Source organism: Shewanella livingstonensis (genome assembly GCF_003855395.1).
In the GTDB taxonomy this organism is placed as follows: Bacteria; Pseudomonadota; Gammaproteobacteria; order Enterobacterales; family Shewanellaceae; genus Shewanella; species Shewanella livingstonensis.
Window position 1 is genome coordinate 1,891,018 of sequence record NZ_CP034015.1, and the last position, 25,492, is coordinate 1,916,509.

Consider the following 25,492-nt stretch of genomic DNA (forward strand, 5'->3'; position numbering starts at 1 on the left):
CTATTTCATTAAACGGAATCGAGCCATGACTAAAGAGCGTGAAGCGCATATCGAACTCCCCGTATTACCACTGCGAGATGTGGTGGTTTACCCGCATATGGTAATTCCGCTATTCGTAGGACGGGAAAAATCAATTCGTTGCCTAGAATCGGCAATGGAACAAGACAAGCAAATTTTATTAGTTGCTCAGAGAGACGCTGATCTTGACGAACCGACCAAAGATGACATTTACGATATTGGTACCGTTGCTTCTATTTTGCAGTTGCTTAAATTACCTGATGGCACAGTGAAGGTATTAGTTGAAGGTGGCCAACGTGCCAAAATCAAGCAATACACTCAAGAAGAAGAATTCTTTGCCGCTACAGCTGAATATCTCGAGTCACAAGAGTTAAGTGATAAAGAGGAAGAAGTCTTAGTACGTAGTGCTATTGGCCAATTCGAAGGATACATCAAGTTAAATAAAAAAATTCCACCTGAAGTATTAACCTCATTGTCAGGCATTGATGAAGCCGCTCGTTTGGCTGATACCATGGCTGCACATATGCCATTGAAGTTAGAAGACAAACAATCTGTGCTTGAGATGATCAATGTCGGTGAACGCCTTGAATATTTGATGGCGATGATGGAATCGGAAATCGACTTATTACAAGTTGAAAAACGTATCCGTACTCGTGTTAAAAAGCAGATGGAAAAAAGTCAGCGCGAATACTATTTGAACGAGCAAATGAAAGCCATTCAAAAAGAGTTAGGCGATATTGACGAAAGCCACGACGAATTTGAAGTATTGGCGCGTAAGATTGAAGATGCCGGTATGCCAAGCGAGGCAAAAGAAAAAGCTATTGCTGAACTAAACAAGCTCAAAATGATGTCACCAATGTCTGCTGAAGCCACGGTAGTACGTAGCTATGTTGACTGGATGACTGCAGTACCTTGGAAGCAACGGTCTAAAATCAAACGTGATTTAGCCAAAGCACAAGAAGTACTTGATACCGATCACCATGGGCTTGAAAAAGTTAAAGAGCGTATTCTTGAGTATTTAGCGGTACAAAGTCGAGTTAAGCAACTTAAAGGGCCTATCTTGTGTTTAGTTGGACCTCCAGGTGTAGGTAAAACGTCTTTAGGGCAATCTATTGCTCGAGCAACTGGTCGTAAGTATGTTCGCGTTGCATTAGGCGGCGTTCGTGATGAAGCGGAAATTCGTGGTCATCGCCGTACTTATATTGGTTCTATGCCGGGTAAAGTCATCCAAAAGATGGCTAAAGTGGGTGTTAAAAATCCATTATTTTTACTCGACGAAATCGATAAAATGAGCTCAGACATGCGTGGCGATCCATCGTCAGCCTTGTTAGAAGTGCTCGATCCTGAACAGAACGCCACGTTTAACGATCATTACCTTGAAGTCGATTACGACTTGTCAGATGTGATGTTTGTTGCTACGTCAAACTCAATGGATATTCCTGGGCCTTTACTTGACCGTATGGAAGTGATTCGTTTGTCGGGTTATACCGAAGACGAAAAGCTTAATATTGCCAAGAAGCATTTATTGACTAAGCAAATTGAACGTAACGGCCTTAAAGAGAAAGAAATTATTGTCGATGATAGTGCTATTTTGGGCATTATTCGTTATTACACTCGCGAAGCGGGCGTTCGTTCATTAGAGCGTGAATTATCAAAAATTTGTCGTAAAGTGGTTAAGCATATTCTGCTTGATAAAACGATTAAAGTGGTTGAAGTTAACCAGGATAATTTAAAGTCATTTTTGGGTGTGCAGCGTTTTGATTTTGGTAAAGCAGAATCGAATAATCAAATCGGCCAGGTCACGGGTCTTGCATGGACCCAAGTTGGCGGCGATTTATTAACTATCGAAGCCACTTCAGTAGCCGGTAAAGGTAAATTAACCTATACCGGTTCGCTGGGTGATGTGATGAAAGAGTCGATTCAAGCGGCAATGACGGTTGTACGTGCTCGTGCAGAAAATCTAGGCATCAATAAAGATTTTTATGAAAAACGTGATATTCACGTGCATGTGCCAGAAGGTGCAACGCCAAAAGACGGTCCTTCGGCAGGTGCTGCAATGTGTACCGCGTTAGTGTCTAGTTTAACCGGTAACCCAGTTCGTAGTGATGTAGCTATGACAGGTGAAATCACGTTGCGTGGCGAAGTATTGCCCATTGGTGGTTTAAAAGAAAAGCTATTAGCAGCGCATCGCGGTGGAATTAAACACGTATTAATTCCTCAAGAAAATGAACGCGATCTGGAAGAAATTCCAGCCAATGTGATTGCAGATTTAATTATCCATCCAGTACGTTGGATAGACGAAGTGTTGAAACTGGCGCTTGAGCGACCAGTTGAAGGCTTTGAAGTGGTCAAAAAATAGCTTGTTAGTTAAAAAATTGCTATAGAGCATAAAAAAAATCAAAAAAGGGGCTTAACAAAGCGCTGACCTGTGGTAGCCTAGGTTAGTGGAGAGTCAGACGCACCAAGCCCTTGGGGCATCTGACGTTGAGCAGTATCCAACTTCTTTTTTTTGGTTTTCGTACTAAGTTTGATGTGTTATCAAGCTTATAAAATAAAGCCTCCGCAGACCGCTCTAAACATAGATTTGGTTGCGGCGCGACAATAACATTCAAGGGGATGACATGAACAAATCTGAACTAATCGAGAAAATCGCATCTGGTGCTGATATTTCTAAAGCTGCTGCTGGCCGCGCACTGGATTCTTTTATCGCTGCGGTAACCGAAGGTCTTAAAGATGGCGATAAGATTTCTCTAGTTGGTTTTGGTACATTTGAAGTACGTCAACGTGCTGAACGTACTGGCCGTAACCCACAAACGGGTAAAGAAATTAAAATTGCTGCTGCGAACATTCCTGCGTTCAAAGCTGGCAAAGCGCTAAAAGACGCTGTTAACTAGTCGTTAATATCGTGGCCTTTGTAAGGCATTCGTAAAATAAGCACTGCTCGGCGGTGCTTTTTACGAAAAGCAATATTGTTATGCGCTGCATAATATATATTGGGAGTATTGGGTCATACCCGTGGTAGCGTCTGATAACTCCATATAATTTACAATAAGGCGCATCCACAAGGTGATGCGCCTTTTTATTTTATTAATCGCAACAAGCGAGAATTCAGATGTTAGAAAAAATTCGTGAAGGATCACAGGGGATTGTTGCTAAAACAATTCTAGTACTTGTGATATTTTCTTTTGCTTTTGCCGGTGTGAGCAGCTATTTAGGCTCAAGCACAGGTGTACCTGCAGCAGTTGTTAATGGTGACGAAATTGGCGCCAACGAGCTAGAGCAGGCTTTTCAAAATGAACGCTCTCGCATAGAGCAACAGCTTGGTGAAATGTTTACTGCATTAGCGGCTGATGAAACTTACATGAACGGTATTAAACAAGGTGTATTAGATCGTTTAATCGCTGATAAACTTATTGATCAGGCGGCCAATAAATTAGGCTTGCGTGTATCTGATGAGCAAATCAAAAAATCTATTATCGAAGAACCAGCATTTCAAACTGACGGTCAATTTGATAATGAGCGTTATCTTGCCGTTTTACGTCAGTTAGGCTATCAAACTACAAGCTTTAGAAACATGATGCGTGTTGATATGACACGTCGTCAGTTATTAAATGCCCTTGTTGGCAGTGAGTTTGTGCTTGATGGTGAAGCCAAGCAGCTTGCCCAAGTTCAAGGCCAAACCCGTGATATTCGTTATTTAGTCGTCGACTCAACACCTTTTTTATCAAGCGCGTCAGTGTCTGATGAAGAAGCGCAAAACTATTACGATGCTAACGTATCGCAATACATGAGTCCTGAAAAAGTCAGCCTTGAGTATGTTGAATTAAATGCTGCTGATATGGCTAAAAACAGTGAAGCTTCTGATGAAGAAGTGAAAACGTATTACGACGAGAATAAAGCACAATATCAAACGGCTGAAAAACGTCTTGCTGCGCATATTTTTGTCGCCTCAACTGATGATGACAGTGCAGATAAAGCTAAAGCTGAGGCTATTGAAGCCAAATTAACTGCTGGTGAAGGTTTTGCTGAAGTAGCAAAAACAGATTCTGATGATCAGCTTAGCGCTCAACAAGGCGGCAAGTTAGATTGGTTTGAACAAGGTGTTATGGATCCTGCATTTGATGAAGCCCTTTTTGGATTACAAAAAGATCAAATATCATCAATTGTAAAAAGTGAGTTTGGTTATCACATTATTAAGCTACTTGACTTACAAGCTAGCCAAGCAACTGCTTTTGAAAATGTTAAAGCAAAAATTGTTGCTCAGCTGCAAGAAAAGAAAGCACTTGATGTGTTTTATAGCTTACAAACTAAATTAGCTGATACCAGTTACGAAATTCCTGATACGCTAAACGAAACGGCTCAAGCTGTTAATGCAAAAGTGCAATCTACGCAGTTATTTTCTCGTGACAACGTACCGGCTAACTTTAACAATCCTGAGTTTATTAAAGCTGCATTTTCTGACGAAGTGCTTGCGAGCGGTTTGAACAGTGATGTGATTGAACTTGCGCCTAACCATGTTGTGGTTATACGCATGAAAAAACATCAGACAGCCGGTATCATGAGCTTTGCAGATGTTAAAGCAGGTATTGCTGAACGTTTGAAGCAAGACAAAGCCAATGATGGAGCTCGTGATAAAGCCGCTGAATATATGGCGCAGCTAAAAGCGGGTAATAACACTTTAACTGGTGCTTCATTAACAACGTTAACTAAATTAGGTCGCTTTAATCAGGACATTGATCAAGCGATAACTAACAAAGCTTTCAAGATTGCGGCTCCTGCTGAAAATAGTGTCACTATTGATACGGCAGCGTTAGCAACCGGTTATGCGGTTATTGTGGTTGATAAAGTTAATAAAGCAGAAGGCATTAATGACAATCTGATCAATACGCTTAAACAACGTATCGCACCTCAATACAGCGAAGCTGATTATCGTGCAGTGGTTGCCTCACTTAAAGCTGATGCTGAAATTGAGTATCCAGTTGCCGACTAATTAAGTTGTCGCAATATATAAAATATAAAAAGACCTAGGCTCACGTCTAGGTCTTTTTGTTTATAAGGAATATAAGTTATGAGTCATAAGGCAACTAGTGAATTGTTTGTGTTATCACACTACGGCGATGACTTATTCGAATCGATCAAAGGCGTGGCATTACAGTTTAAACATATTACTTTTGAGCGCTGCCATTTTATTCAATGTGATTTTAGTCAGAGTCACTTCCACTGTTGCCAATTTATAGAATGTGTTTTTAGCCAATGTAACTTAAGCGTAATGTCAGTTATTGCTACAGAGTTTGATGACGTTACTTTTAGCGACTGTAAAGCCATAGGTATTGATTGGACTAAAGCTCAGTGGCCACAGTTTATGACTCAAACCACGATTAAGTTTGAAAGAAGTTTGCTCGATGGCAGTAATTTTTATGCTCTGCATTTACCCGAGTTTTCACTTGTTGGTTGCCGCGCCCATGATGTCGACTTTAGAGAAGCTATTTTAAGCCAAGCAGATTTGCGTTTGACTGACTTTAATTTAAGTCAATTTAGTCATACAAATTTAAATGGCGCGAATTTTACCGATGCGTTGAATTATCAAATTGATATTACTGCAAACAATGTGAAACACGCGACATTTAGCCGGTTTGAGGCATTGAATTTGTTACAAGGATTAGATATTCAATTAGTCGACTAATATGATTAATTAAAATGGTGATTCAGTAAAAAGATGTTTATAAAGTGTGTTGGATTATATGCGCACAATTGAGCCGTCAGGTTACGTCAATTCGGTGATGAGCAATAAATAGTCACCACAATCAACATCATATAAGGAGAGGGCATGAGCCACCGACTAGATAAAGCATTTGAGCGGGCATTAGCCTATTTAGATCAGCATTTACATGAGCCTATTGACCTAAATGTGCTGGCTGATGTCGCCCAGCTTCCGCAAAGCCATTTTGAAGCATTATTTTATGCGCTGTACCATATGTCTATTGATGTTTACGTTGAACTGCTAAAAAGCCTAGAAGCCGCTCATTTATTAGGTTTTGGTAAGCAAGTTTCTCTGGCGACTATCGCGGCTAAATTAGCCTACCGTGACCAACAACATTTTATTGAATCGTTTACTCACAGTATTGGTCAAACTCCTGAAGCTTTTCAACAATCACCTGATTGGGGCAACTTTTTCGCTAAACAGCAACCGCTTAAATCTTTTCAGCCAGACACCAGTCAGCAAACTCAACAATGCCATCTTGTTGAAATCATCTCACTTGATGAACATGCCTTAGTTGTAATGCAGCATTATGGTGATCCTGCTTTACTCCCGCTCACGGTTGAGCGATTTATCAAGTGGCGTCAGCAACATGGCTTATCAGCTTTGAGTAGCAGAACATTTAATTTATTGCACTCAACCCCTCCATTTACCCCTAAAACCCAATATCGGATTGATATAGCCGTGTCGCTAAACATCGATATTCAAGCTAGGTTAAATACTGTTGATTTACAACACTGTGATATTTCGCTTAAATCGCTCCCTGAGGGACGATATGCGACGCTCAGATGCTTTGATGATGGCAATGGCTATGACAACTGTTTAGCTGCTGCAATAGATTATCTGTATCGCGACTGGTTAAATGCTAATGACGTTGTTTTAAGAGATTTCCCATTGTTTATAGAACAGTTTGGGATTAGGCATAGTAAATCTACAGACCAAGACTCAATACATCCAACGCTTACCCAGTCAGAATCGCAACAGCCAGATCCCCAACAGGACTCAATGCCGATAATAATTTATTTACCGATTGTTTAATTACAAGTAAATAAGCTTCATCAATAAATTTTTTTTAACAAAATTATTTAACAAAGATGATTTAACACGATATTGCATAATTGACTACTGACATACGACAGATATCAAACAGCGATATTATTGCTTTTGAGTTATAACGTCATACATCGTTAATCAAGCTAAGGGTTAATTAACTGCATAATATTGTCGATATTCGTTGAAGGTAGATTGATTGAGGGTTACGCGAATAAAAAAGCCATAATGCAGGGCATTATGGCTTTTATGTTAACCACTTAAAACGGTTAGCGCAGTTGAAGGGCTAACTTCATATAGCGAGAAGTACATACTATTTTTGTACAATTAGTCGCTTATTTATGCTTACAGCTCAATCACATCAAATGTCACGCTAGGGTTAACTTCGGCTTCGTAATCGATACCGTCAATACCAAAACCGAATAGTTTTAAAAACTCTTCTTTGTATTCATCGTAATCAGTGAGTTCACTTAAATTTTCTGTGGTCACTTGTGGCCATAAATCACGACAATGCTGCTGGATTTCTTCGCGAAGTTCCCAGTCATCAAGGCGTAAACGATTTTCGCTATCAACGGCTGGTGCTTTGCCATCAACACGGTATAGGCGTTCACTGAATAAGCGGTATATTTGTTCAATACAGCCTTCATGCAAGCCTTCTTGACGCATTTTCTTGAATACCATGGCGATGTAAAGTGGCATCACTGGAATGGCTGAGCTCGCTTGAGTCACGACACTTTTGAGCACTGCAACGTTAGCTGAGCCACCCGTAGCGGATAATTTGCTGTCAAGGGCATGAGCTGCACGGTCTAAATCCATTTTGGCTTTGCCTAAAGCGCCATGCCAATAAATAGGCCAAGTTAATTCAGTACCAATATAACTATAAGCAACTGTTTTGCAGTTGTCTGCTAATACGCCAGCGTCGCTTAGCGCGCTCATCCATAATTCCCAATCTTGACCACCCATGACCGTGACGGTATCGGCAATTTCTTGCTCAGTAGCGGGCTCTACCGAAGTGTCGATAATGGTATTTTTGTTGGTATCAACAGCCGTTGCAGTATACGTTTGGCCAATTGGTTTAAGTGATGAGCGGATCACTTCACCGGTGTCAGGCATTTTACGTACTGGAGAAGCCAGTGAGTAAACCACCATGTCGATTTGACCTAAATCTTGCTTGATCAATTCAATGACTTTTTGCTTTGCTTGATGACTAAATGCATCACAGTTGATGCTTTTAGAATATAAACCTTCAGCTTTAGCAAACTTATCAAATGCCGCGGTGTTATACCAACCTGCAGTACCTGGTTTGGTTTCAGAGCTTGGCTTTTCGAAAAATACACCAATAGTGGCAGCGTCGCTACCAAATGCTGAGGTGATACGTGATGAAAGGCCATAGCCACTTGAAGAACCGACCACTAATACTTTTTTAGGCCCATTAGCAATTTTGCCTTTGGCTTTAATCAGTTCGATTTGTTCTTTTACGTTTGCTTCACAGCCAACTGGATGTGTTGTGGTGCAAATAAAGCCACGAATTTTAGGTTTAATAATCATATTTAAGCTTCTTCCTTTAACATTGGCTCTAGGATAAATAGTTCGACGGCCAAATGGCACTCATTTTTACTAAAACGCCCTCAAAACCATAGTGGTTGGAGCAGTTTAGCGCTTTTGCATAAATTGACTTTGTTCTTGAATCAGTCGCTGGGTATATTCATGTTGTGGTGAAGTAAACAAGGCTTCTGTAGTGGATTTTTCAACCATAATACCATTTTGCAGCACCATGATTTTATCACTTACATGACGGATAATATTCAGATTATGGGATACAAAAATATACGATAACCCCATTTCTTTTTGCAGCTTTAATAACAAATTAATAATCTGAGAGCGGACCGATAAATCTAATGCAGTTAGTGCTTCATCTGCAATAATAATTTTAGGGTTAAGCATTAAAGCACGTGCAACAGCGACACGTTGTTTTTGGCCTTCTGAAATCATATGCGGATAAAACTCAGCATGTTCGGGTAATAAACCGACTTTTCTTAAGGTTTCTATTACCAATGTTTTTCGTTCCGTTGAACTCAACTGGGTATTAAACCGTAATGGCTCTTTAAGCAAGTTACCAATCGATAAGCGTGGATTAAGTGAAGTAGTAGGATCCTGGAAAATCATCCTAATTAATCGACAACGTTGTTTTAAATTATGTGTTTCTAAAGCTTCACCTTCAAAAAATATCTCGCCGCCACTTCGTTGTTCCGCTCCCACTAAAATTCGAGCAAGGGTACTTTTACCCGATCCAACGGTGCCCACTATAGCCAAAGTTTCACCACGACCGAGTTCAAATGAAACCGGAGAGAGTGCTTGATAATATTGAGGTTTAAAATGCTTGTAACCGGTTAAGTATTGTTTACTTAAGTCGGTGACTTTAAGCAATGGCGTCGTCATCTTCTTGCTCACTTTGGTAAGGGAAATGGCAGGCAAAATAGCGGTCTTTAATATGTTCAAGATTAGGCTGTTTCACACATTTTCGTTGCGCTTCAGGGCAGCGAGGGCCTAGTCGACAACCCGCGGGTAAATGCTGTAGCGAAGGCGAAGAGCCTTGCAGTGTGGGTAAGTTAGCTTTGTGGCGCATTTTTTCAGTATGGTCAGGTAAGTTTTTTAATAATGCCCGTGTGTAAGGATGATATGGCATTGCTACCATTTCGGTAACAGGCCCAGACTCCATCACCTGACCACTGTACAAAATGGTTAAGTTATCACACCAATGCACCATGGTTTCAAGTTCATGGCTCACCAATAAAATAGACACATTTTGCAGTTGATTGAGTTGTGACAATAATCTAAAAATTTGCGCTTGGGTATTGAGCTCCATAGAGTTGGTTGGCTCATCGGCGATCAGCAGTTTGGGATGATTTGCCACGGCCATAGCGATCATCACTTTTTGACATTCGCCTTCAGATAATTCCCATGGATAACACTTCATCAACAGTTTGGGTTTTTTAATGCCTACTTTGTGAAGCCATTTTTGAGCGTTTAAATAGGTCGCATGTCCACGGCGCCAAAAAGGGATATTTTTGTTGGGCACCATCGCTTCAATTAATTGACTACCAATGGTTTTTACCGGATCTAAACTGCCAGATGGGTCTTGAAAAATCATCGCCATTTCACTACCCATTAGGCAGCGGCGTTGCTTGGCACTCATTTCTAATAAGTTTTTTCCATCCCACATCATACGGTCAGCAATAATATTCCAATTAGGACCCAATACCCCTAAAATGGCTTTAGCCAACAAGCTACGTCCTGAGCCTGATTCACCCACTAGTCCATGGATTTCTCCAGGATTGATGGTCAAACTGACTTTTTCGAGCACTTTCACTGTGCCCTCTGGCGTATCTAATTCAATGGTGAGATTACGAATATCGAGTAAAGGCATAGGTTAGTTTCTTATCGGTGCAAGCGCAGAACGTAAACCATCGCCGACTAAGTTGACCGACAACACGGTAAACAAAATCGCGATACCTGGGATAGTTACGGTCCAAGGTGCAAGCAATAAATTATCAAGCCCTTGTGCAACCATAGCACCCCATTCTGGACTCGGTGCCTGAGCACCAAGGTTTAAAAATCCTAGTGCGGCAATATCGAGTATCGCTGCTGATATCGCCATAGTGACCTGAATAATCACCACATCCCACACGTTGGGCATAATCACATACCAAAAAATTTGTAATGAGTTGGCACCATCTAATTTGGCTGCGGTAACATATTCTTTTTGTAATTCTTCATGGACGGCTAAATGGATAGCGCGAACAAATTGTGGCACCATCGCAATCCCGACACCCCAAAACACATTATTAAGTCCAGGTCCCATGACTGCGACCACCAAAATAGCCATTAATAACGATGGGATAGACAATAATGCATCTAACAAATGGCTCAACACACTCGACTTAATGCCGCGCATCATTCCTGAAAGCGAACCGATAATAAAACCGAAAAATAATGATGCAGCAACAATCAGTAATGACATGCCAAAGGTTAATTGCACGCCATGCAAAATACGGCTAAAAATGTCTCGCCCCAGATCGTCGGTTCCTAGGAAGTGTTCTACTGTGCCAGCAGGATCCCAAGAAGGCGGCAGAAGTAATACCTGCTGGTCCTGCATCTCGGCTGAATATGGCGCAATGAGCGGGGCAAAAATAGTCAGGATCAATAAAAAAATTACTGCCCATAAACCTATGACTGCAAATGGATTTGCTGAAAATGTTTGCCACATTCGCCATGAAGGGGAGGCTATATGGTCTTCTTGGTATATTTTAATTCGAGGCATACAATTCCTTTCTGCTCATTGGGTTGATTGCTGTATGCAGTAAATCAATCAAAATACTTAAGAAAATAATTAACAATGAAACAGATAAAATACCCGCCTGGATAACAGTATAGTCGCGTTGATAAATGCCCGACACTAACCAACTGCCAACACCTGGCCACGAAAAAATAACTTCAACTACAATGCCATAGCTTGCGAATGAGCCTAGCATTAAGCCAATACTTTTTATGACCGGAATTAAGGCATTGGGCAATACATGGCGAAATAAAATTTTAGCAGTGTGCAAACCTCGGGCTTCAGCAGCGCGAATATAAGTTTGATTCATTACATTTAAAATGGCTTGTCGAGTGATCCTTACGACTAAAGTAAAGGGCAGTACCGCTAAGGTCACAGCGGGTAATATTAAGTGCAACAACGCATCATGAAATGCTGGGATTCGGTACGTTGATTCGGATAATAAGGTGTCTATTAGCATAAACCCTGTCACCGGCTCAATTTCATAAAGTAGATTAATTTGGCCTGAAATGGGTAGCCAGCCAAGATTAACTCCAAACCACATGGACAAGGTTAAGCCAAGCCAAAATACCGGAATAGAATAGCCTGTTAACGTCACGGCTAAAATACTATTTTGCAGTGCTTTGTTAGTGCTTAAGGCCGCTAGAATACCTATAGGTACGCCAAAGAACACCGCAATAAAACCCGAGAATAACGATAATTCAAAAGAGGCTGGCAATACGGCTTCCAATTCTTCTAATACTTCTTGCTGTGAGTTACTGGATATACCGAAATTACCTGATAATCGTTGGCGTAAGTAAGCCGTAAACTGCAGGAATTGGTTGTCGTGTAGTTGATAATCTTTTTCAATTTGCTGTTGTTGTTCAACCGTTGGATACTGGACCCCTGATAATGAATACGCTTTACTGACCGGAAATTGTCCCGACGCCATAAATAGTACGGCTATCATTATGAGTGATGTTGCCATAAACAGGGTTATGCGACTAAAAAGGTAACGCCACATTTATTCACTTCCCTCTATTGTTTGGGTTGTTTTGGCAAAAGAAATACCGCCATAAGGTCTAATTTGCATGGTAGTGATATTACTCTTTTTTAACACTACCTTTTTAGCGTGTGCGAGCGTTACCAATGGAACTTGATCGCTAATAATGGCTTCGGCTGATTGGTAAAACGCTTTGCGCTCTGGCTGGGTAGATACACTTTGGGCTTGCGATAATAGATGTTCAAAGTCTTTCTGGCACCAACGTGAACGATTATTGTTAGAGGCTAAAGCTGCGCAGCTTAATAGTGGAGTAAAAAAGTTATCCGGGTCGCTATTGTCGGCATTCCAACCAATGAGAACTGAATCATAATTAGATCTAGCCAACTTCTGCGTGAATACACTCCAATCATAGCTAATGATATTCAGTTTAACGCCAATACGTGCTAAATCAGCCTGGATAAGTTCTGCTGTTTTTAGTGCGCTGGGGTTATAAATTCGCGCAACAGGCATGGCCCACACATTAATAGATAAGTTAGACACACCAGCTTGTTGCAGTAATGCCATCGCTTTTTCAGGATTATATTCATTCGGCGTTAAATTTTCGCTGTAAGCCCAAGACGCTGGGGGTAAAACACCAGTCGCTTCGACTGCAGTATCATTATATACCACGTCGAGAATATTATTTTTATCGATAGCATGTGCAAGGGCTCGCCTTACTCGAACATCATCCAGTGGCGGTTTTTGAGTGTTAAAAGCCCAAAATGCGACGTTGAGTCCAGGTTTAGCATCAACAATAATATCTTTATGTTGGTTAAGCACGGCTAACTCGCCAGCTTTAGGCAGTGCAGAAACACTGCAGTCACCGGTAATTAACTTAGCAATGCGCGCAGTACTTCTTGGGGTAATATCAAACACTAATTGATCAATTTCGACCGTTGGGCCCCAATAAACTGGATTCTTTTTATAACGAATATATTCATTTTTTACATATTGGCTCAGCTGAAAAGGGCCTGTGCCAACAGCGTAATAATCAATATCTTCAGGAGTGCCTTGAGCTAAAAGTTGATAGCCATATTCTGCTGATAACACAACAGCAAAATCAGTGGCAAGATTAGATAAAAAAGAGGCGTCTTTACGCACTAAATGAAAGATAACTTGGTAATCATTTACTTTTTCAATATAACCAATTAAATCAGAAAAACCAATGCTTTGAAAAAATGGGTAACCGGTTCGACTGACTAGATGATAGGGATGTAATGGATCAATAATGCGATTAAAGGAAAACAATATATCATCGGCATTAAAATCTCTTGTAGGAGTAAAATGGCGTGTTTTATGAAAACTCACATGTTCACGCAAGGTAAATTGATAACTTAACCCATCATCAGATACCTGCCACGATGTTGCTAAACCCGGTGTCATACTGGCTTTTTCTTGGCTGTAATTGACTAATCGGCTGTAAATTTGATGAGAAGTAGCATCTATAGTGGTACCCGATGTGACAAGTTGTGGATTAAAACTTTCGGGGTTACCTTCACTGCAGTACACAAGGCCAGAAGGCAATTGTGCCTGTCCACATGCCGCCAACATGATGCTGGCGAGACATAAAGACATCAGTTCATAGCAGCGTTTTACTATAACAGGCATAGTGTGATCATATTTTATCGATTTTGAGAGTGCATTTTAACAGTGTTCATTGCATTGGGGCAATGAGCATCTCCAAGCTTCATTCAGCTCTTGTCGAGTAAGTTGTATTTTTTTAAAATACCTCGGAGCTGATGATAGCTTAAGCCTAATAAATCGGCGGTCTTTTTCTGATTATATTGACCTTCTGCTAATGCGCGTTGCAATAATTCTATTTCACTGTTTTCTGTGTATTCTTTAAAATCTATTGGAAATTCGATGCTACTAAGTATCGTTAATGTCTCTACTTTAGTATTGGACTCAATAGGCTCAGTCATCGGGATGGAGACATTTTCAAGCTGATTATATTGACGTTCGCGGGTTTTGACTCTGTTTACAGGCCGATAAGGCGATGCAAAAGGATCTAAAATAATATGATCAATCTCTTGGCCATCAGCGCCTTCACGGTAAACACTTCGCTCGACGACATTTTTCAATTCTCGGATATTTCCTGGCCAGCTGTGCATCATTAATTGCTCAATCGCTAACGGACTAAAACCACTAAAATATTCCAGTGATAGTTGTCTTGCCATGCTAATCGCAAAATGTTCTGCTAATGGCATAATGTCTTCGGTTCTATGTCTTAATGGTGGCAAGGTGATCACATCAAAGGCTAAACGGTCGAGTAAATCAGCTCGAAATTCACCATTATCAGCCAAGGTAGGTAAATCTTCATTAGCAGCACAAATAAGTCGAACATCAGATTGAACCGTTTTACTGCCACCGACCCGTTCAAATTCACCGTACTCTATAACGCGTAATAGCTTTTCTTGGATTAATCCAGAGGTGTTAGCCAGCTCATCTAAAAACAGTGTTCCACCATCGGCACGCTCAAAACGGCCTTCGTGTCGTCCTTTTGCACCCGTAAATGCACCTGACTCATGGCCAAAGAGTTCACTTTCGAGTAAGTTTTCACTTAATGAAGAACAATTGAGTTTAATAAAACTTTGATCCCAACGAGGGGATAAGTAATGAAGCCGTTCGGCTATTAATTCTTTACCCGTGCCGCGCTCACCAATAATGAGCACCGGCTTGGATAATGGCGCAACTTTAGACACATGTTCTAATACTTCAAGCAGTGCATTAGATTGGCCGATAAGATTATCTTGCTGGAATTGTTTGCTCACAGTTAGCTTACTCGCAAAATTGTTAGTGAATTCGACTAATAATTAGTGAAAATCATGATAAATGGCTTGAGTGTTAAAAGGAAGTAAAAGTTAAATATTTGTTTAACTGTATGATGTTGTTGCATTTGTTGATGTTGGCACGTAATGTGTAATACCAACTGCGACATCCACGTTAATTTTGAGGAACACATTATGGGAATTTTCTCTCGCTTCGCAGATATCGTTAATTCTAATATCAGCGCAATACTTGATAAAGCCGAAGATCCAGAAAAAATGGTCCGTCTTATCATTCAAGAAATGGAAGACACCCTTGTTGAAGTACGTTCTACCTCCGCTAAAGTATTGGCCGAGAAAAAAGAATTACTTCGCCGAATAGCACGCGTTCAAGAGCAGGTTCAAGATTGGCAAAGTAAAGCAGAGTTAGCATTATCGAAAGATCGTGAAGATTTAGCCAAAGCCGCCTTGAGTGAAAAACAAAAAACCGTTGCTTTACTGCAGACGCTTGAAAAAGAACTGCAAGTTGTTGAAGAGCATGTTGCTCGTTTAAAAGATGAAATCGCGCAGCTTCAAGAAAAATTGAATGATGCTCGTGCCCGTCAAAAAACTATCATTATGCGTAAGCAAACGGCGACTTCACGCCTTGAAGTCAAAAAGCAGCTTGATTCAAGCAAGATCGATGATGCGATGATGAAGTTTGAACAATACGAACGTCGTGTTGAAGGCCTTGAAGCACAAGTCGAATCATATGATTTAGGCAAAAAGAATGTTTTAGCTGATGAGTTTGCCGCATTAGAAGCAGAAGACTCTGTAAATGACGAATTAGCAGCATTAAAAGCAAAAATGAGTGCAAAAGCACAACCTAAATCTAAAGCGTAAATTTATTCTAGGGGTGAGTTATGGATATGGATCTTCTTATTGCACCAATTATCATCTTTATGGTGGTTGTGGCACCTATCTGGTTGGTTCTTCATTATCGCAGTAAGCGACAAGTGAGCCAGGGACTCACCGAGGAAGAATTTAACCAGCTAAATGGTCTAATTGCTAAAGCTGAAAAAATGAGTGGTCGCATCGAAACATTAGAAGCGATTTTGGATACTGAATCACCAGAATGGAGAGCTAAACATGAGCTCAGCTAATGGTCGTACTCTATACCGCAACCCAAAAGGTGGTAAAGTGGCTGGGGTGTGTTCAGGTCTTGCTGATTACTTTAACTTTGAGACGTGGCTAGTAAGAGTTATTGCCGTGTCAATATTGTTACTCGGTGGGACCGGGGTTGTGCTGGTTATTTATATCGCCTTATGGATGATATTAGATATTAAGCCACTCAACTTAGAACACAAAGAGCAACACAAAGATATTGAAATCAAAAAGAAAGTTTGGCAAGCAGGCGAACCTGCAAAGCAAGCATTGTTTGATGTTAATCGTCAATTTAATGGATTAGAAGTCCGATTAAGACGACTCGAAGAACATGTCACATCAGACAATTTTGATCTTAAACGCCAAATCAATAGTCTTTAATTCTTCTAATGGGCGGTTATCCGCCCTTGTTCTTTGGGGGCCATCAGCCATCATGAGATTTTTAGATCGTTCCTTATTTCGCATCACTCAAACAGCCCAATCTCTGGTTCATCGTAGTACCGACCGTCATGTCCGTTTGGCTGTTACTGGCTTATCTGGTGCCGGTAAAACTGCTTTTATCAGTGGCTTAGTGAACCAGTTATTGCATGCGGGTAAAAGCGCTAAACAGAATCCTTTACCTTTATGGCAAGTTGCACGTGAAGGTCGATTAATTGCGGTAAACCGGGCGATGCAACCCGATTTAGACATTGCCAGTTTTGATTATCAAGGCGCAATGAATGCATTAAGCTCATCACCTCCTTATTGGCCTGCTTCAACCAAAAATATTACTGAATTACGTTTGGCCATTAAGTACCAGCCACAGCAAGGTTTGTTAGCTAAATTAACGGATATTGCAACCTTATACGTCGATATTGTTGATTATCCGGGTGAGTGGTTACTTGATTTACCGATGCTGAAACAAGATTTCACTCAATGGTGTTTATCACAACAAATGAATGTGTCATGTTTACGTCATTCACCTTTATTCGCGGAATTTAATCAAGTAGTAGAACAGTTAGACTTGAGTCAACTCGCTGATGAGCAACAACTTAAGATTATTGCTGACTTATATCAAACCTTGTTGGTGGATTTAGTTCGCCAGCAAGGATTTTACCACGCCCAACCGGGACGGATGTTACTCCCAGGTGAATATGAAAATACCCCGTTACTGACATTCTTCCCGTTGTTGAGTTTAAGCTCAGTTGAACATTCAGAATTATCAGCAAGCTCAAGTGGTTCAAATTATCATGTGCTTAAACGCCGTTATGAGCAGTACGTATCACAAGTTGTTAAGCCCTTTTATCGAGATTACTTTTCTCGATTTGATCGCCAGCTAGTGTTAGTCGATTGTTTAAATGCGCTTAATCATGGTCAGGCGCAATTTAATGATATGGGCCGTGCGCTCAACAGCATTATGGAAAGCTTTCAATTTGGTCAGTCGAGTTTAATAAAGCGCTTGTTCTCACCGCGGATAGATAAAGTATTATTTGCTGCTAGCCAAGTCGATAGAGTGACCCGTGATCAGCAAAGCCATGTGCTCAGCTTGTTAACTGCCATGTTGCAACAAAGCCAGCATTACGCCAATTTTGAAGGTAGCGAAGTAGAAACCATGGCGATAAGTGCGATTAAGGCGACGCAACATGGAATGGTTAATGTTGATGGCGTGCAACAAGAGGTGGTAAAAGGCACTGGCCTTGATGGTAAAAAGGTGACTGTCTATCCCGGCGATGTGCCAACATCACTACCTGATGTAGAATTTTGGCAACAACAAGGATTTAATTTCAGTGCTTATTTGCCGCCTAATTTGAGCCATATGGATACAAATAACCCGCAATTTGAACATATTCGTCTCGACCATCTCTTAGAGTTCCTATTGGGCGATAAATTGTCTTAACAACTTTAATCAGAGTAATAATTACAGCATTAATGTGAGCATGAGTTATGAATGAACCTACAAACAGTTCGTCGATAAAAAAATCACAACTATTTACCGAATCTGATCTCATTGTGATAGAAGACGGTCATTCAGCAGAAGAGCCTATCAAACCGAATAAATCGTTCGACGATATTGACTTTATTTGTGAACAAACCTTAGTAGCATTACCTGCGACGATGGAAGACAGTATTAAACCTGCTAAAACTAAGCGGTGGTCACTATTGGCCAAATTATCGATTTTGGGTCTAGTGTTATTGGTCATAGTACAAACTGTGATGGGGTTGATTGATTCTTTCCAACAAAGTCCGTGGTTATTTGGCTTTTATGCGGCGGTGTTATCCATTGTGAGTTTATGGGCCACAATCATTACGGTTAAAGAATGGCGCAAATTAGTTAATCTTAAAAAGGTTAGTGATCATCAAGCTACCGCAGAGCGATTATCACAAAGTATGCAAATGGGTGAGGCCAAATCATTTTTGGCGCCGATACTGGAAAAATACCCAAATACCCAAGCTAAGCAGCAATATTTACAAGCCTGTAGCCATGAACATAATGATGCAGAAATTGTATTATTATTTGAAGATATCGTGTTATCCGAGCGCGATTTACTGGCCAAAAAACGCGTTAACCGCTTTGCTGCTGAGTCGGCATTATTATTAGCAGCAAGCCCATTAGCTGCACTGGATATGGCGATTATCTTGTGGCGAAATCAAAAAATGATTAATGAAGTCGCTGCCATTTATGCAGTAGAATTGGGGTACTGGAGCCGAATAAAACTTATTCGTAGCATTGTAGTTAATATTATTTATGCTGGTAGTACCGAGGTGATTACCGATTTAGGTACCCAATTATTATCGGTAGAAATGACGGGGAAATTATCTGCTCGCATTGCACAGGGACTTGGCGGCGGGCTGCTCACTGCAAGACTCGGGTATCAAGCGATGACCTTGTGTCGTCCTATCGCCTTTAATAAACAAAATAAGCCTAAATTATCCCACGTTCATCAGCATTTATTGGGTGAATTAAAACAGTTTACTGCGTCTATGATGTCTAAAAATAAACCCAAAAAAACTCAAACCGTCGATATGAATGAATAAAAATGATGTATTTTTTTTGTACAACTTGAATTTGTTGACTACAGTTAGCATCCGATGCGGAAACCCTACAGCATTCCGAATCGCTCGAGCTTGGTAATGGAGAAGGACACATACCAGCAAATCAAGGACAGAAAGGAGAATCTAATGAGATCATTGACATTAACGGTATTATCTATGGGCTTGTGCTGCTTGTTAAGTAGTCACTCTTATGCGGCAGAAACGGCCAAAACAATGGCTGAACCTACCCAGAAAGTCACTAAAACGATTGATAAAAAATCATCAGTTATGCAAAAGGTTAATATCAATAAAGCTAGCGCAGAGGAATTACAATCACTGAAAGGTATTGGTCAAGCCAAAGCAAAAGCGATTGTTGATTATCGAACTAAAAACGGTAAGTTTACCGATTTACAACAGCTAACGATGGTGAGTGGTATTGGAGAGAAGTTAGTCAGCCAGAATACTGAAAATATGAGCTTTTAAGCAATAGTATTAAAATAAAACGGAAGCAATGGCTTCCGTTTTTTATGCCAGCGAGATAGTTATTAAGCAGAATAAAGCTTAACTATTGAGCATTGAATGCTTGACCATTTGTACCTAGAGACTCACCACCCATCAAAAATAAATAGGTAGGCATAATTTGCTCGGCTGTTTTCAGTGTTTGTGGATCTTCAGCGGGATAAGCTTTAGCGCGCATTTCAGTACGAGTAGCGCCAGGATTGATACTATTCACTCTAACATGAGTATTGTCACACTCATCGGCTAGTACTTGCATCATGCCTTCGGTGGCAAATTTAGAAAATGCATAAGGCCCCCAATAAGCACGACCTTTTCGTCCAACACCGCTTGAAGTAAATATGATGGAAGCATGTTCAGCTTTACGCATGATGGGTAATAACGACTTGGTCATAATGGCTTGAGCCGTGACATTTACCTTTAAAATAGCTTCAAGAGAAGTTAAATCAATATGCTCAAATGGGCCCAACGCTCCTAGTTGAGATGCGTTATGCAACAAACCATCTAAATGACCAAACTGCTCGGCAATCGTGTCTGCCATATCAATATAATTCTGTTCGGTGGCCCCCTTCATATCTAACGGCACAATGGCTGGTTTTGGGTAACCGGCATTTACAATTTCATCATAGACATTTTCAAGTTTTTTTACGGTCTTACCGAGTAAAATTACGGTGGCGCCGTGTTTGGCAAATTCAATTGAAGCTGCACGACCAATACCGTCACCGGCACCAGTCACTAAGATTGTTTTGCTATTGAGTAAATCTTTTGCTGCTTGATATTCCAACATGATTAATTATTTCCTCTACGCGCAATCGCCCGTCAAATCTAGAACCGGATAAAAAATAAACGACCGTTTGAAACAAATGATTAATAATTGTGTCTGAATAGGTCATTTGTATGTAACAAACTTGTAGCTAACTCAATAATTTTGCGTTAACTTGAGAATAGTTAAGGACTAACATAAGTCCTTATGGTCGCATGATAGGACTATTGTGACCAATTCTTGGGGAAAACAAAATTATTAAAACAAGATTTGGGGAAAAAAGATGAAAAGACTCATTTTGGGTGTTGCAATAACATCTGCTCTTGGCTTAACAGCATGTGGTGGTGACACCTTTAACGAAGCAAAAGCTAACGCTGAACCGTTAGTGCCTGTTTCACATATGCAGTTTGATCCTGCTAATAGCAAATTACCATTACCAAACGATTTACTTTTTAGTGGCACAACCGATGGCACATTAAATATACCAGGTGAAGATGGTGTTGATTATGTTAACCCTCAGCTAGCATTGGGTGCATTAGATGGCTGGTCTACCAGCTCACCTATTTCAATTACTGTTGAACTTGCCAATGATTTACAAGGTAATCCATTAACCTTAGATGCCGCTTCGGTATTTCAGCCTGGTGCAGTTCGCATGTTTGAAGCGACAGTGGGCGGTGCATTATCAAGTGATGCAGAATGTAAATCGGCACCTTCTGTTTCAGCTTGTAAAGTAGGTGAAGAGCTTCAGTTTGGTGTTGACTTTGTATCAAAAGCATCAGGAAATAAAGTTGCCATAGTACCAATTAAGCCATTAAAAGCAGGTCAGTCTTATATCTATGTTACGACTGATCTTATCCAAGATTCACTAGGGCGTGGCATTGCACCATCTACAACATATGGTCTTTTAAAGTTAGATTTTGAAACGCAGCAACTTGAAACAGAACAACAAAAAATGCTGCAGTTTTTAGTTAATAGCTATGAAAAGGGCGTTGCAGAAACACACGGTGTGGATCCCGAATCGATTAGTTTCTCTGGTTTATTCACCACTCAATCTGTAGCTGATGTATATGAAACCACCAAGCTATTGATGGCCTCTAACCCGGCTTATACTCCAGCATTTGTACAGACACCTACGCCAACAGGATTGACAGTTGCTCAGGCAGCAGGATTAACGCCAGCAGCGGGTGCTGCTTATGTTGTCGCTAATATGGCAGATCTTTATACCGCAACAATTAAGCTGCCTATTTACAGTAATTGTTCATCAGCAAGCTGTGTTATTCCAATCGTCAATGGTGCACCTACAGCACCCAATGGTCGTTGGTTTGCTCAAGGTGATAGCCCTGTATCAGTATTGCTAGCATTACAAGCTGGTACATTAAGCCAAGCTAACTTCTTTACACAAGCATCTGATAATGGAGTTGATCCTCAAGCAGCGTTAGGCAATCCTGCATTGCTTGCCGGTAAACAGTGGAAACTTGATGATGGTACGGCTGCAGATAAAACCAAACATTTAACTAAGTTTAATCCTATACCGGCTATTAAAGGTTATGAAACTGTCCCAGTTCAAATTACCTTGCCTAATGCGGCTAAACTTGCGGCATTTACTGCTGCGCAAGGTGGAACCTTTGTTCCACCAACAAATGGTTGGCCAACAACAATAGCAATGCATGGTTTAGGTGGCGGTAAAGAAATGGCACTAGCTTATGCTGGTACATATGCTGCTGCGGGTATTGCTACTATCGCAATTGATATGCCATTACACGGTGCTCGCTCATTTGATTTAGATAAAGACGGCACCTATGAGATTTCTGCTACAGACCCTTCATTCGGTCCAGTGGTTGGAACACCTAATGCATTCAAAAATGGTAACCCATTAGTGTTTGTTAATATTTCCAGCACATTGACCGTACGAGATAACTTCCGTCAAGCAACCTTTGACCAATTAGGTTTACGATTATTACTGACAGGAATGGCGCAAAAATTAGCTGCTGCAGGACAACCTCAAGTATTTGATGTGTCTAAAATCAGTGCCCAAGGCCTGAGTTTGGGTGGCATAGTTGGCACCACATTCTCAACTTATGCAAGTACTGGATTAGTTAATCCATCGACAGGTGATGTGTTACCTAATGCATATGCAATTAATGCTACATCATTAGTTGCTCCAGCGGGTGGTTTAGCGGGTGCGTTTGCTGGCTCTGCTGCATTTGGACCAGTATTGTTTAGTAACATAACTTCATCGAGCACTTTCATCGCGCTTGTGACCGCCGCAAATAAAGCGGGTTATGCTACAGACAGTCCTGAGTACGCAGCATTGGTGCAGGCGGTGTATGCCGAGTTTATCCCGACCTTTGCTTTTGCAGTACAAACAGCGATTGATTCAGCGGATCCGATCAACCATGGCGCAAAATTAGCCGCTACGGGTTTACCGGTACATTTGATTGAAATTGTTGGTGATGGTGCAGGTAACTTAGGTGACCAAACCTTACCAAACAGTGTTGAAGGATTCCCGTTGTCGGGTACTGAGCCACTAATCACATCACTAGGTCTTGAGTGTTTTGATACAACTATGCCTGGTTCTGGTGCTGTCCGCTTCTCTAAAGGCCATCACAGTTCGATAGTGAGCCCACGTGAGACATCTGCGACAGATGGTATGGCAGCCAAAGCAACGGTTGAAATGCAGACCCAAGTAGCTGGTTTTGCAAAAACAGCTGGTTTAGGTCAAGCGACAGTTGTTGTGACTAATAGCGATGTGATCCAAGCTTGTAACTAATATTGACTAATTAGTCGCTATTATCTTAAAAAACCCAGCAATTAGCTGGGTTTTTTATTGTCTACTTATTGGGTATTGCTGTTAAAATAGCGCGAGATTGTCATCCCTGTATGGAGCGAGATTTGGAATTTTTATATGAATACGGCCTATTTTTAGCAAAATCGGTAACCATTGTTGTTGCGATTCTAGCGGTAGTAATATTTGTGCTGGCGAGCAGCATGAAAAATAAATCTGATAAAGGTGAGTTAAGACTGACTGATATTTCAGAAGATCTTATGCAGCTTAAGCATCAGTTAAAAGAAGAGTTACTGTCTAAAAAGCAATTTAAAGCTTATGAAAAGCAAGTAAAAGCAGACGAAAAAGCCGCTGAGAAGCAAGATTTAATTAAAGGCAAAGTGTTCGTTATTGATTTTAAAGGCAGTATTGATGCCAACGAAGTCGCGTCATTGCGTGAAGAAGTCACCGCCATTCTAACCATTGCCGATAAAGATGACCAAGTGTTGGTTAATGTTGAAAGTGGTGGTGGCATGGTACATGGATATGGCTTGGCTTCAAGCCAGTTAGATCGTTTACGCCAAGCCAATATTCCACTGTCAATTTGTATTGATAAGGTTGCCGCAAGCGGTGGCTATATGATGGCGTGTGTGGCAAATAAAGTGTATGCAGCCCCTTTTGCTATTGTCGGTTCTATTGGTGTTGTTGCGCAGGTGCCTAACTTCAATCGTTTGCTTAAAAAGCATGATATTGATTATGAACAGCATACAGCCGGTGACTTTAAGCGTACTTTAACCATTTTTGGTGAGAATACCGATGAAGGCCGCGCTAAGTTTCAGCAAGAGTTAGAAGAAACTCACGTGTTATTTAAAGAGTTTGTTGGCCGTTACCGTCCTGATATGGATATTGCTAAAGTCGCCACTGGCGAGCATTGGTATGGTCAACAAGCGATTGATCTAGGACTGATTGATGAGGTTTCTACTAGTGATGATGTGATTTTAGGTTTAGTTAACACTCATCAGGTGATCAGAATTAGATATCAAATGAAGAAAAAGCTAGCCGATAAAATTGCTCATGGTGCCTCGTTATCAGTCAATACTGTGATGAATCGCTTAGCCGAGCGTAATCAGTCAGTTTAGCCACTAAAGTGTTATAGATTAACAGCAAAACGACAGCCGAGGCTGTCGTTTTTAATACCACAAAATCTATTAGTAATTAAGCTTTGTAACTAATGTGCTGATGGAAACGTAAAATGACATCTATGTGTTCTTTATCGATGTCAAACTCATTGGTGAATAGGCGTAAAGCCTCTTCTACTTGGTTCATAAAGCGCCCATAACCTTCATCCGTTTCATCACTTTTACCCGCCACAATCACAAACCGAAAAGCATCTACAAGCTTATTAGCATCCCAGTGGCAAATAGGCTCAGGTGATTCTGAGTGAGGATCAAAACCAATCATCTGAAATTCATTTGTACTGGTTAATTGCTCATACTTACTGTTACGAACAAGTGGTAATTTGCCATTGGCGACAACAGCAACACGATTTAACTGCTTACTTTTTGTTGCTTGAATAAACTTATCGCATACATTTTGATACAGACTTGAAAAGTCAGTAGCATTATTTGCAAGTAATTGTCTTTTTATACGTCGTTCTACCGGTATGTTGATAGTGACATAATTGAGCGTGCTAACATTTTCAGGTAGCTCACAATGACGACGATGATAGCGACTGTCTACAGCACGTAATTTATAGCCGTAGGTTTCTTTTAGTCCCTTAGCTTTAGCAAAAAAGTCATAAGAAATATGCTGGTGGTCACGCACTTTAATCGGCACATCTTTTACTGGTAGTAGTGGCTTTAACTCGGCAATAAATTTTTGTACATGCGAGTGAAATGCAGCCGAATTACTGCGAAGGTCATTACCTGTGGCTAAAAATACGATTCTGAGTTTTCTAGCTCGAAAGCCCGCAACGCTGTGTAAACGGTTTGCTTCATGGTGAGCTGGATTATAGAAGAAACGTAATTGTTCATCTGAGTTTAAACAATAGGCTTCACTGTGAAAACGTACCATAGGTAGCTTATCGGTGGTCACCACATGGACGTTATACAATTCTTGTTTTTCGGCTAATTGATAAACAAGTTTACTAAATTCATCGTAACAAGCGTCTAAATTACTGTACGCACTAAGGTATTCATCAGTTAACGGGAAACCAATGGTGATGTATTGATTTTTACGTGTAGCGGTTGGCAAGTATACTTTTTTTTGACGACTGACGGACATATTATTTCCTTATTGCCTTTATTGTTGTCTAAAGTTTATCGTTAGTTATTGGTGTTATTTAAT

At 40.7% G+C, this 25,492-nt stretch carries 22 protein-coding genes; 13 read left to right on the forward strand and 9 right to left on the reverse strand.

Going from position 1 to position 25,492, the window contains the following annotated elements; all coding sequences use genetic code 11:
* Nucleotides 1-25 precede the first annotated feature (25 nt).
* From lon to EGC82_RS08200, 5 genes are all read left to right on the forward strand, one after another.
* Entirely contained in the window at nt 26-2,377 is a 2,352-nt protein-coding gene (gene lon / locus EGC82_RS08180) for an endopeptidase La (RefSeq protein WP_124730322.1), read from the forward strand.
* Nucleotides 2,378-2,639: 262 nt separating this feature from the next.
* Nucleotides 2,640-2,912 (forward strand): nucleoid-associated protein HU-beta, encoded by a 273-nt coding sequence (gene hupB, locus EGC82_RS08185; protein ID WP_059745462.1) that lies wholly within the window; start codon nt 2,640-2,642, stop codon nt 2,910-2,912.
* A gap of 218 nt (nt 2,913-3,130) precedes the next feature.
* Nucleotides 3,131-5,008 (forward strand): SurA N-terminal domain-containing protein, encoded by a 1,878-nt coding sequence (locus EGC82_RS08190; RefSeq protein ID WP_124730323.1) that lies wholly within the window; start codon nt 3,131-3,133, stop codon nt 5,006-5,008.
* 78 nt (nt 5,009-5,086) lie between these two features.
* Nucleotides 5,087-5,701 (forward strand): pentapeptide repeat-containing protein, encoded by a 615-nt coding sequence (locus EGC82_RS08195; RefSeq protein WP_124730324.1) that lies wholly within the window; start codon nt 5,087-5,089, stop codon nt 5,699-5,701.
* 144 nt (nt 5,702-5,845) lie between these two features.
* Nucleotides 5,846-6,814, forward strand: coding sequence for an AraC family transcriptional regulator (locus EGC82_RS08200; protein WP_124730325.1), 969 nt, complete (start codon nt 5,846-5,848; stop codon nt 6,812-6,814).
* A gap of 357 nt (nt 6,815-7,171) precedes the next feature.
* Here EGC82_RS08200 and fabV read toward each other — a convergent pair whose 3' ends face one another.
* From fabV to pspF, 7 genes are all read right to left on the reverse strand, one after another.
* A complete protein-coding gene (gene fabV / locus EGC82_RS08205; RefSeq protein ID WP_124730326.1) occupies nt 7,172-8,374 on the reverse strand; it encodes an enoyl-ACP reductase FabV in 1,203 nt (400 codons plus the stop codon).
* 105 nt (nt 8,375-8,479) lie between these two features.
* Nucleotides 8,480-9,265 (reverse strand): peptide ABC transporter ATP-binding protein, encoded by a 786-nt coding sequence (locus EGC82_RS08210; protein WP_124730327.1) that lies wholly within the window; start codon nt 9,263-9,265, stop codon nt 8,480-8,482.
* Nucleotides 9,246-10,253: an oligopeptide/dipeptide ABC transporter ATP-binding protein gene (locus EGC82_RS08215; RefSeq protein ID WP_124730328.1), complete on the reverse strand. Its 1,008-nt coding sequence runs from the start codon at nt 10,251-10,253 to the stop codon at nt 9,246-9,248. Before EGC82_RS08215 ends, EGC82_RS08210 begins: the two co-directional genes overlap by 20 nt.
* A 3-nt stretch (nt 10,254-10,256) precedes the next feature.
* Nucleotides 10,257-11,147, reverse strand: coding sequence for an ABC transporter permease subunit (locus EGC82_RS08220; protein ID WP_124730329.1), 891 nt, complete (start codon nt 11,145-11,147; stop codon nt 10,257-10,259).
* Nucleotides 11,134-12,165: an ABC transporter permease subunit gene (locus tag EGC82_RS08225; RefSeq protein WP_124730330.1), complete on the reverse strand. Its 1,032-nt coding sequence runs from the start codon at nt 12,163-12,165 to the stop codon at nt 11,134-11,136. The genes EGC82_RS08220 and EGC82_RS08225 overlap by 14 nt, the downstream gene beginning before the upstream one ends.
* Nucleotides 12,166-13,791 (reverse strand): ABC transporter substrate-binding protein, encoded by a 1,626-nt coding sequence (locus EGC82_RS08230; RefSeq protein WP_124730331.1) that lies wholly within the window; start codon nt 13,789-13,791, stop codon nt 12,166-12,168.
* 83 nt (nt 13,792-13,874) lie between these two features.
* On the reverse strand, nt 13,875-14,954 hold the full coding sequence (gene pspF, locus EGC82_RS08235) for a phage shock protein operon transcriptional activator (protein ID WP_124730332.1): 1,080 nt from the start codon (nt 14,952-14,954) through the stop codon (nt 13,875-13,877).
* Between the two features lie 192 nt (nt 14,955-15,146).
* Between pspF and pspA the strand changes: the two genes are divergently transcribed.
* From pspA to EGC82_RS08265, 6 genes are all read left to right on the forward strand, one after another.
* Complete coding sequence (pspA, locus tag EGC82_RS08240) at nt 15,147-15,830, forward strand: phage shock protein PspA (RefSeq protein WP_124730333.1); 684 nt, start codon at nt 15,147-15,149, stop codon at nt 15,828-15,830.
* 20 nt (nt 15,831-15,850) lie between these two features.
* Complete coding sequence (gene pspB / locus EGC82_RS08245; RefSeq protein ID WP_124016420.1) at nt 15,851-16,090, forward strand: envelope stress response membrane protein PspB; 240 nt, start codon at nt 15,851-15,853, stop codon at nt 16,088-16,090.
* Nucleotides 16,077-16,472, forward strand: a complete 396-nt coding sequence (pspC, locus tag EGC82_RS08250) for an envelope stress response membrane protein PspC (RefSeq protein WP_124730334.1) — start codon at nt 16,077-16,079, stop codon at nt 16,470-16,472. The genes pspB and pspC overlap by 14 nt, the downstream gene beginning before the upstream one ends.
* A 52-nt stretch (nt 16,473-16,524) precedes the next feature.
* Nucleotides 16,525-17,967: a YcjX family GTP-binding protein gene (locus EGC82_RS08255; protein WP_124730335.1), complete on the forward strand. Its 1,443-nt coding sequence runs from the start codon at nt 16,525-16,527 to the stop codon at nt 17,965-17,967.
* A gap of 47 nt (nt 17,968-18,014) precedes the next feature.
* Nucleotides 18,015-19,106 (forward strand): TIGR01620 family protein, encoded by a 1,092-nt coding sequence (locus tag EGC82_RS08260; RefSeq protein WP_124730336.1) that lies wholly within the window; start codon nt 18,015-18,017, stop codon nt 19,104-19,106.
* A 144-nt stretch (nt 19,107-19,250) separates the two neighbouring features.
* Nucleotides 19,251-19,586 carry a ComEA family DNA-binding protein gene (locus EGC82_RS08265; protein ID WP_124730337.1) on the forward strand — a complete coding sequence of 112 codons (336 nt, stop codon included), beginning with the start codon at nt 19,251-19,253 and terminating at the stop codon, nt 19,584-19,586.
* Between the two features lie 82 nt (nt 19,587-19,668).
* Here the strand turns inward: EGC82_RS08265 and EGC82_RS08270 are convergent, their stop codons facing one another.
* Nucleotides 19,669-20,406, reverse strand: a complete 738-nt coding sequence (locus EGC82_RS08270; protein WP_124730338.1) for a YciK family oxidoreductase — start codon at nt 20,404-20,406, stop codon at nt 19,669-19,671.
* Nucleotides 20,407-20,665: 259 nt separating this feature from the next.
* Here EGC82_RS08270 and EGC82_RS08275 point away from each other — a divergent pair, with 259 nt between their 5' ends.
* Entirely contained in the window at nt 20,666-23,152 is a 2,487-nt protein-coding gene (locus EGC82_RS08275) for a VolA/Pla-1 family phospholipase (RefSeq protein WP_124730339.1), read from the forward strand.
* 122 nt (nt 23,153-23,274) lie between these two features.
* Entirely contained in the window at nt 23,275-24,285 is a 1,011-nt protein-coding gene (gene sohB / locus EGC82_RS08280; RefSeq protein ID WP_164839110.1) for a protease SohB, read from the forward strand.
* Nucleotides 24,286-24,361: 76 nt separating this feature from the next.
* Here sohB and EGC82_RS08285 read toward each other — a convergent pair whose 3' ends face one another.
* Entirely contained in the window at nt 24,362-25,429 is a 1,068-nt protein-coding gene (locus tag EGC82_RS08285) for a DUF3083 family protein (RefSeq protein ID WP_124730341.1), read from the reverse strand.
* Nucleotides 25,430-25,492 lie beyond the last annotated feature (63 nt).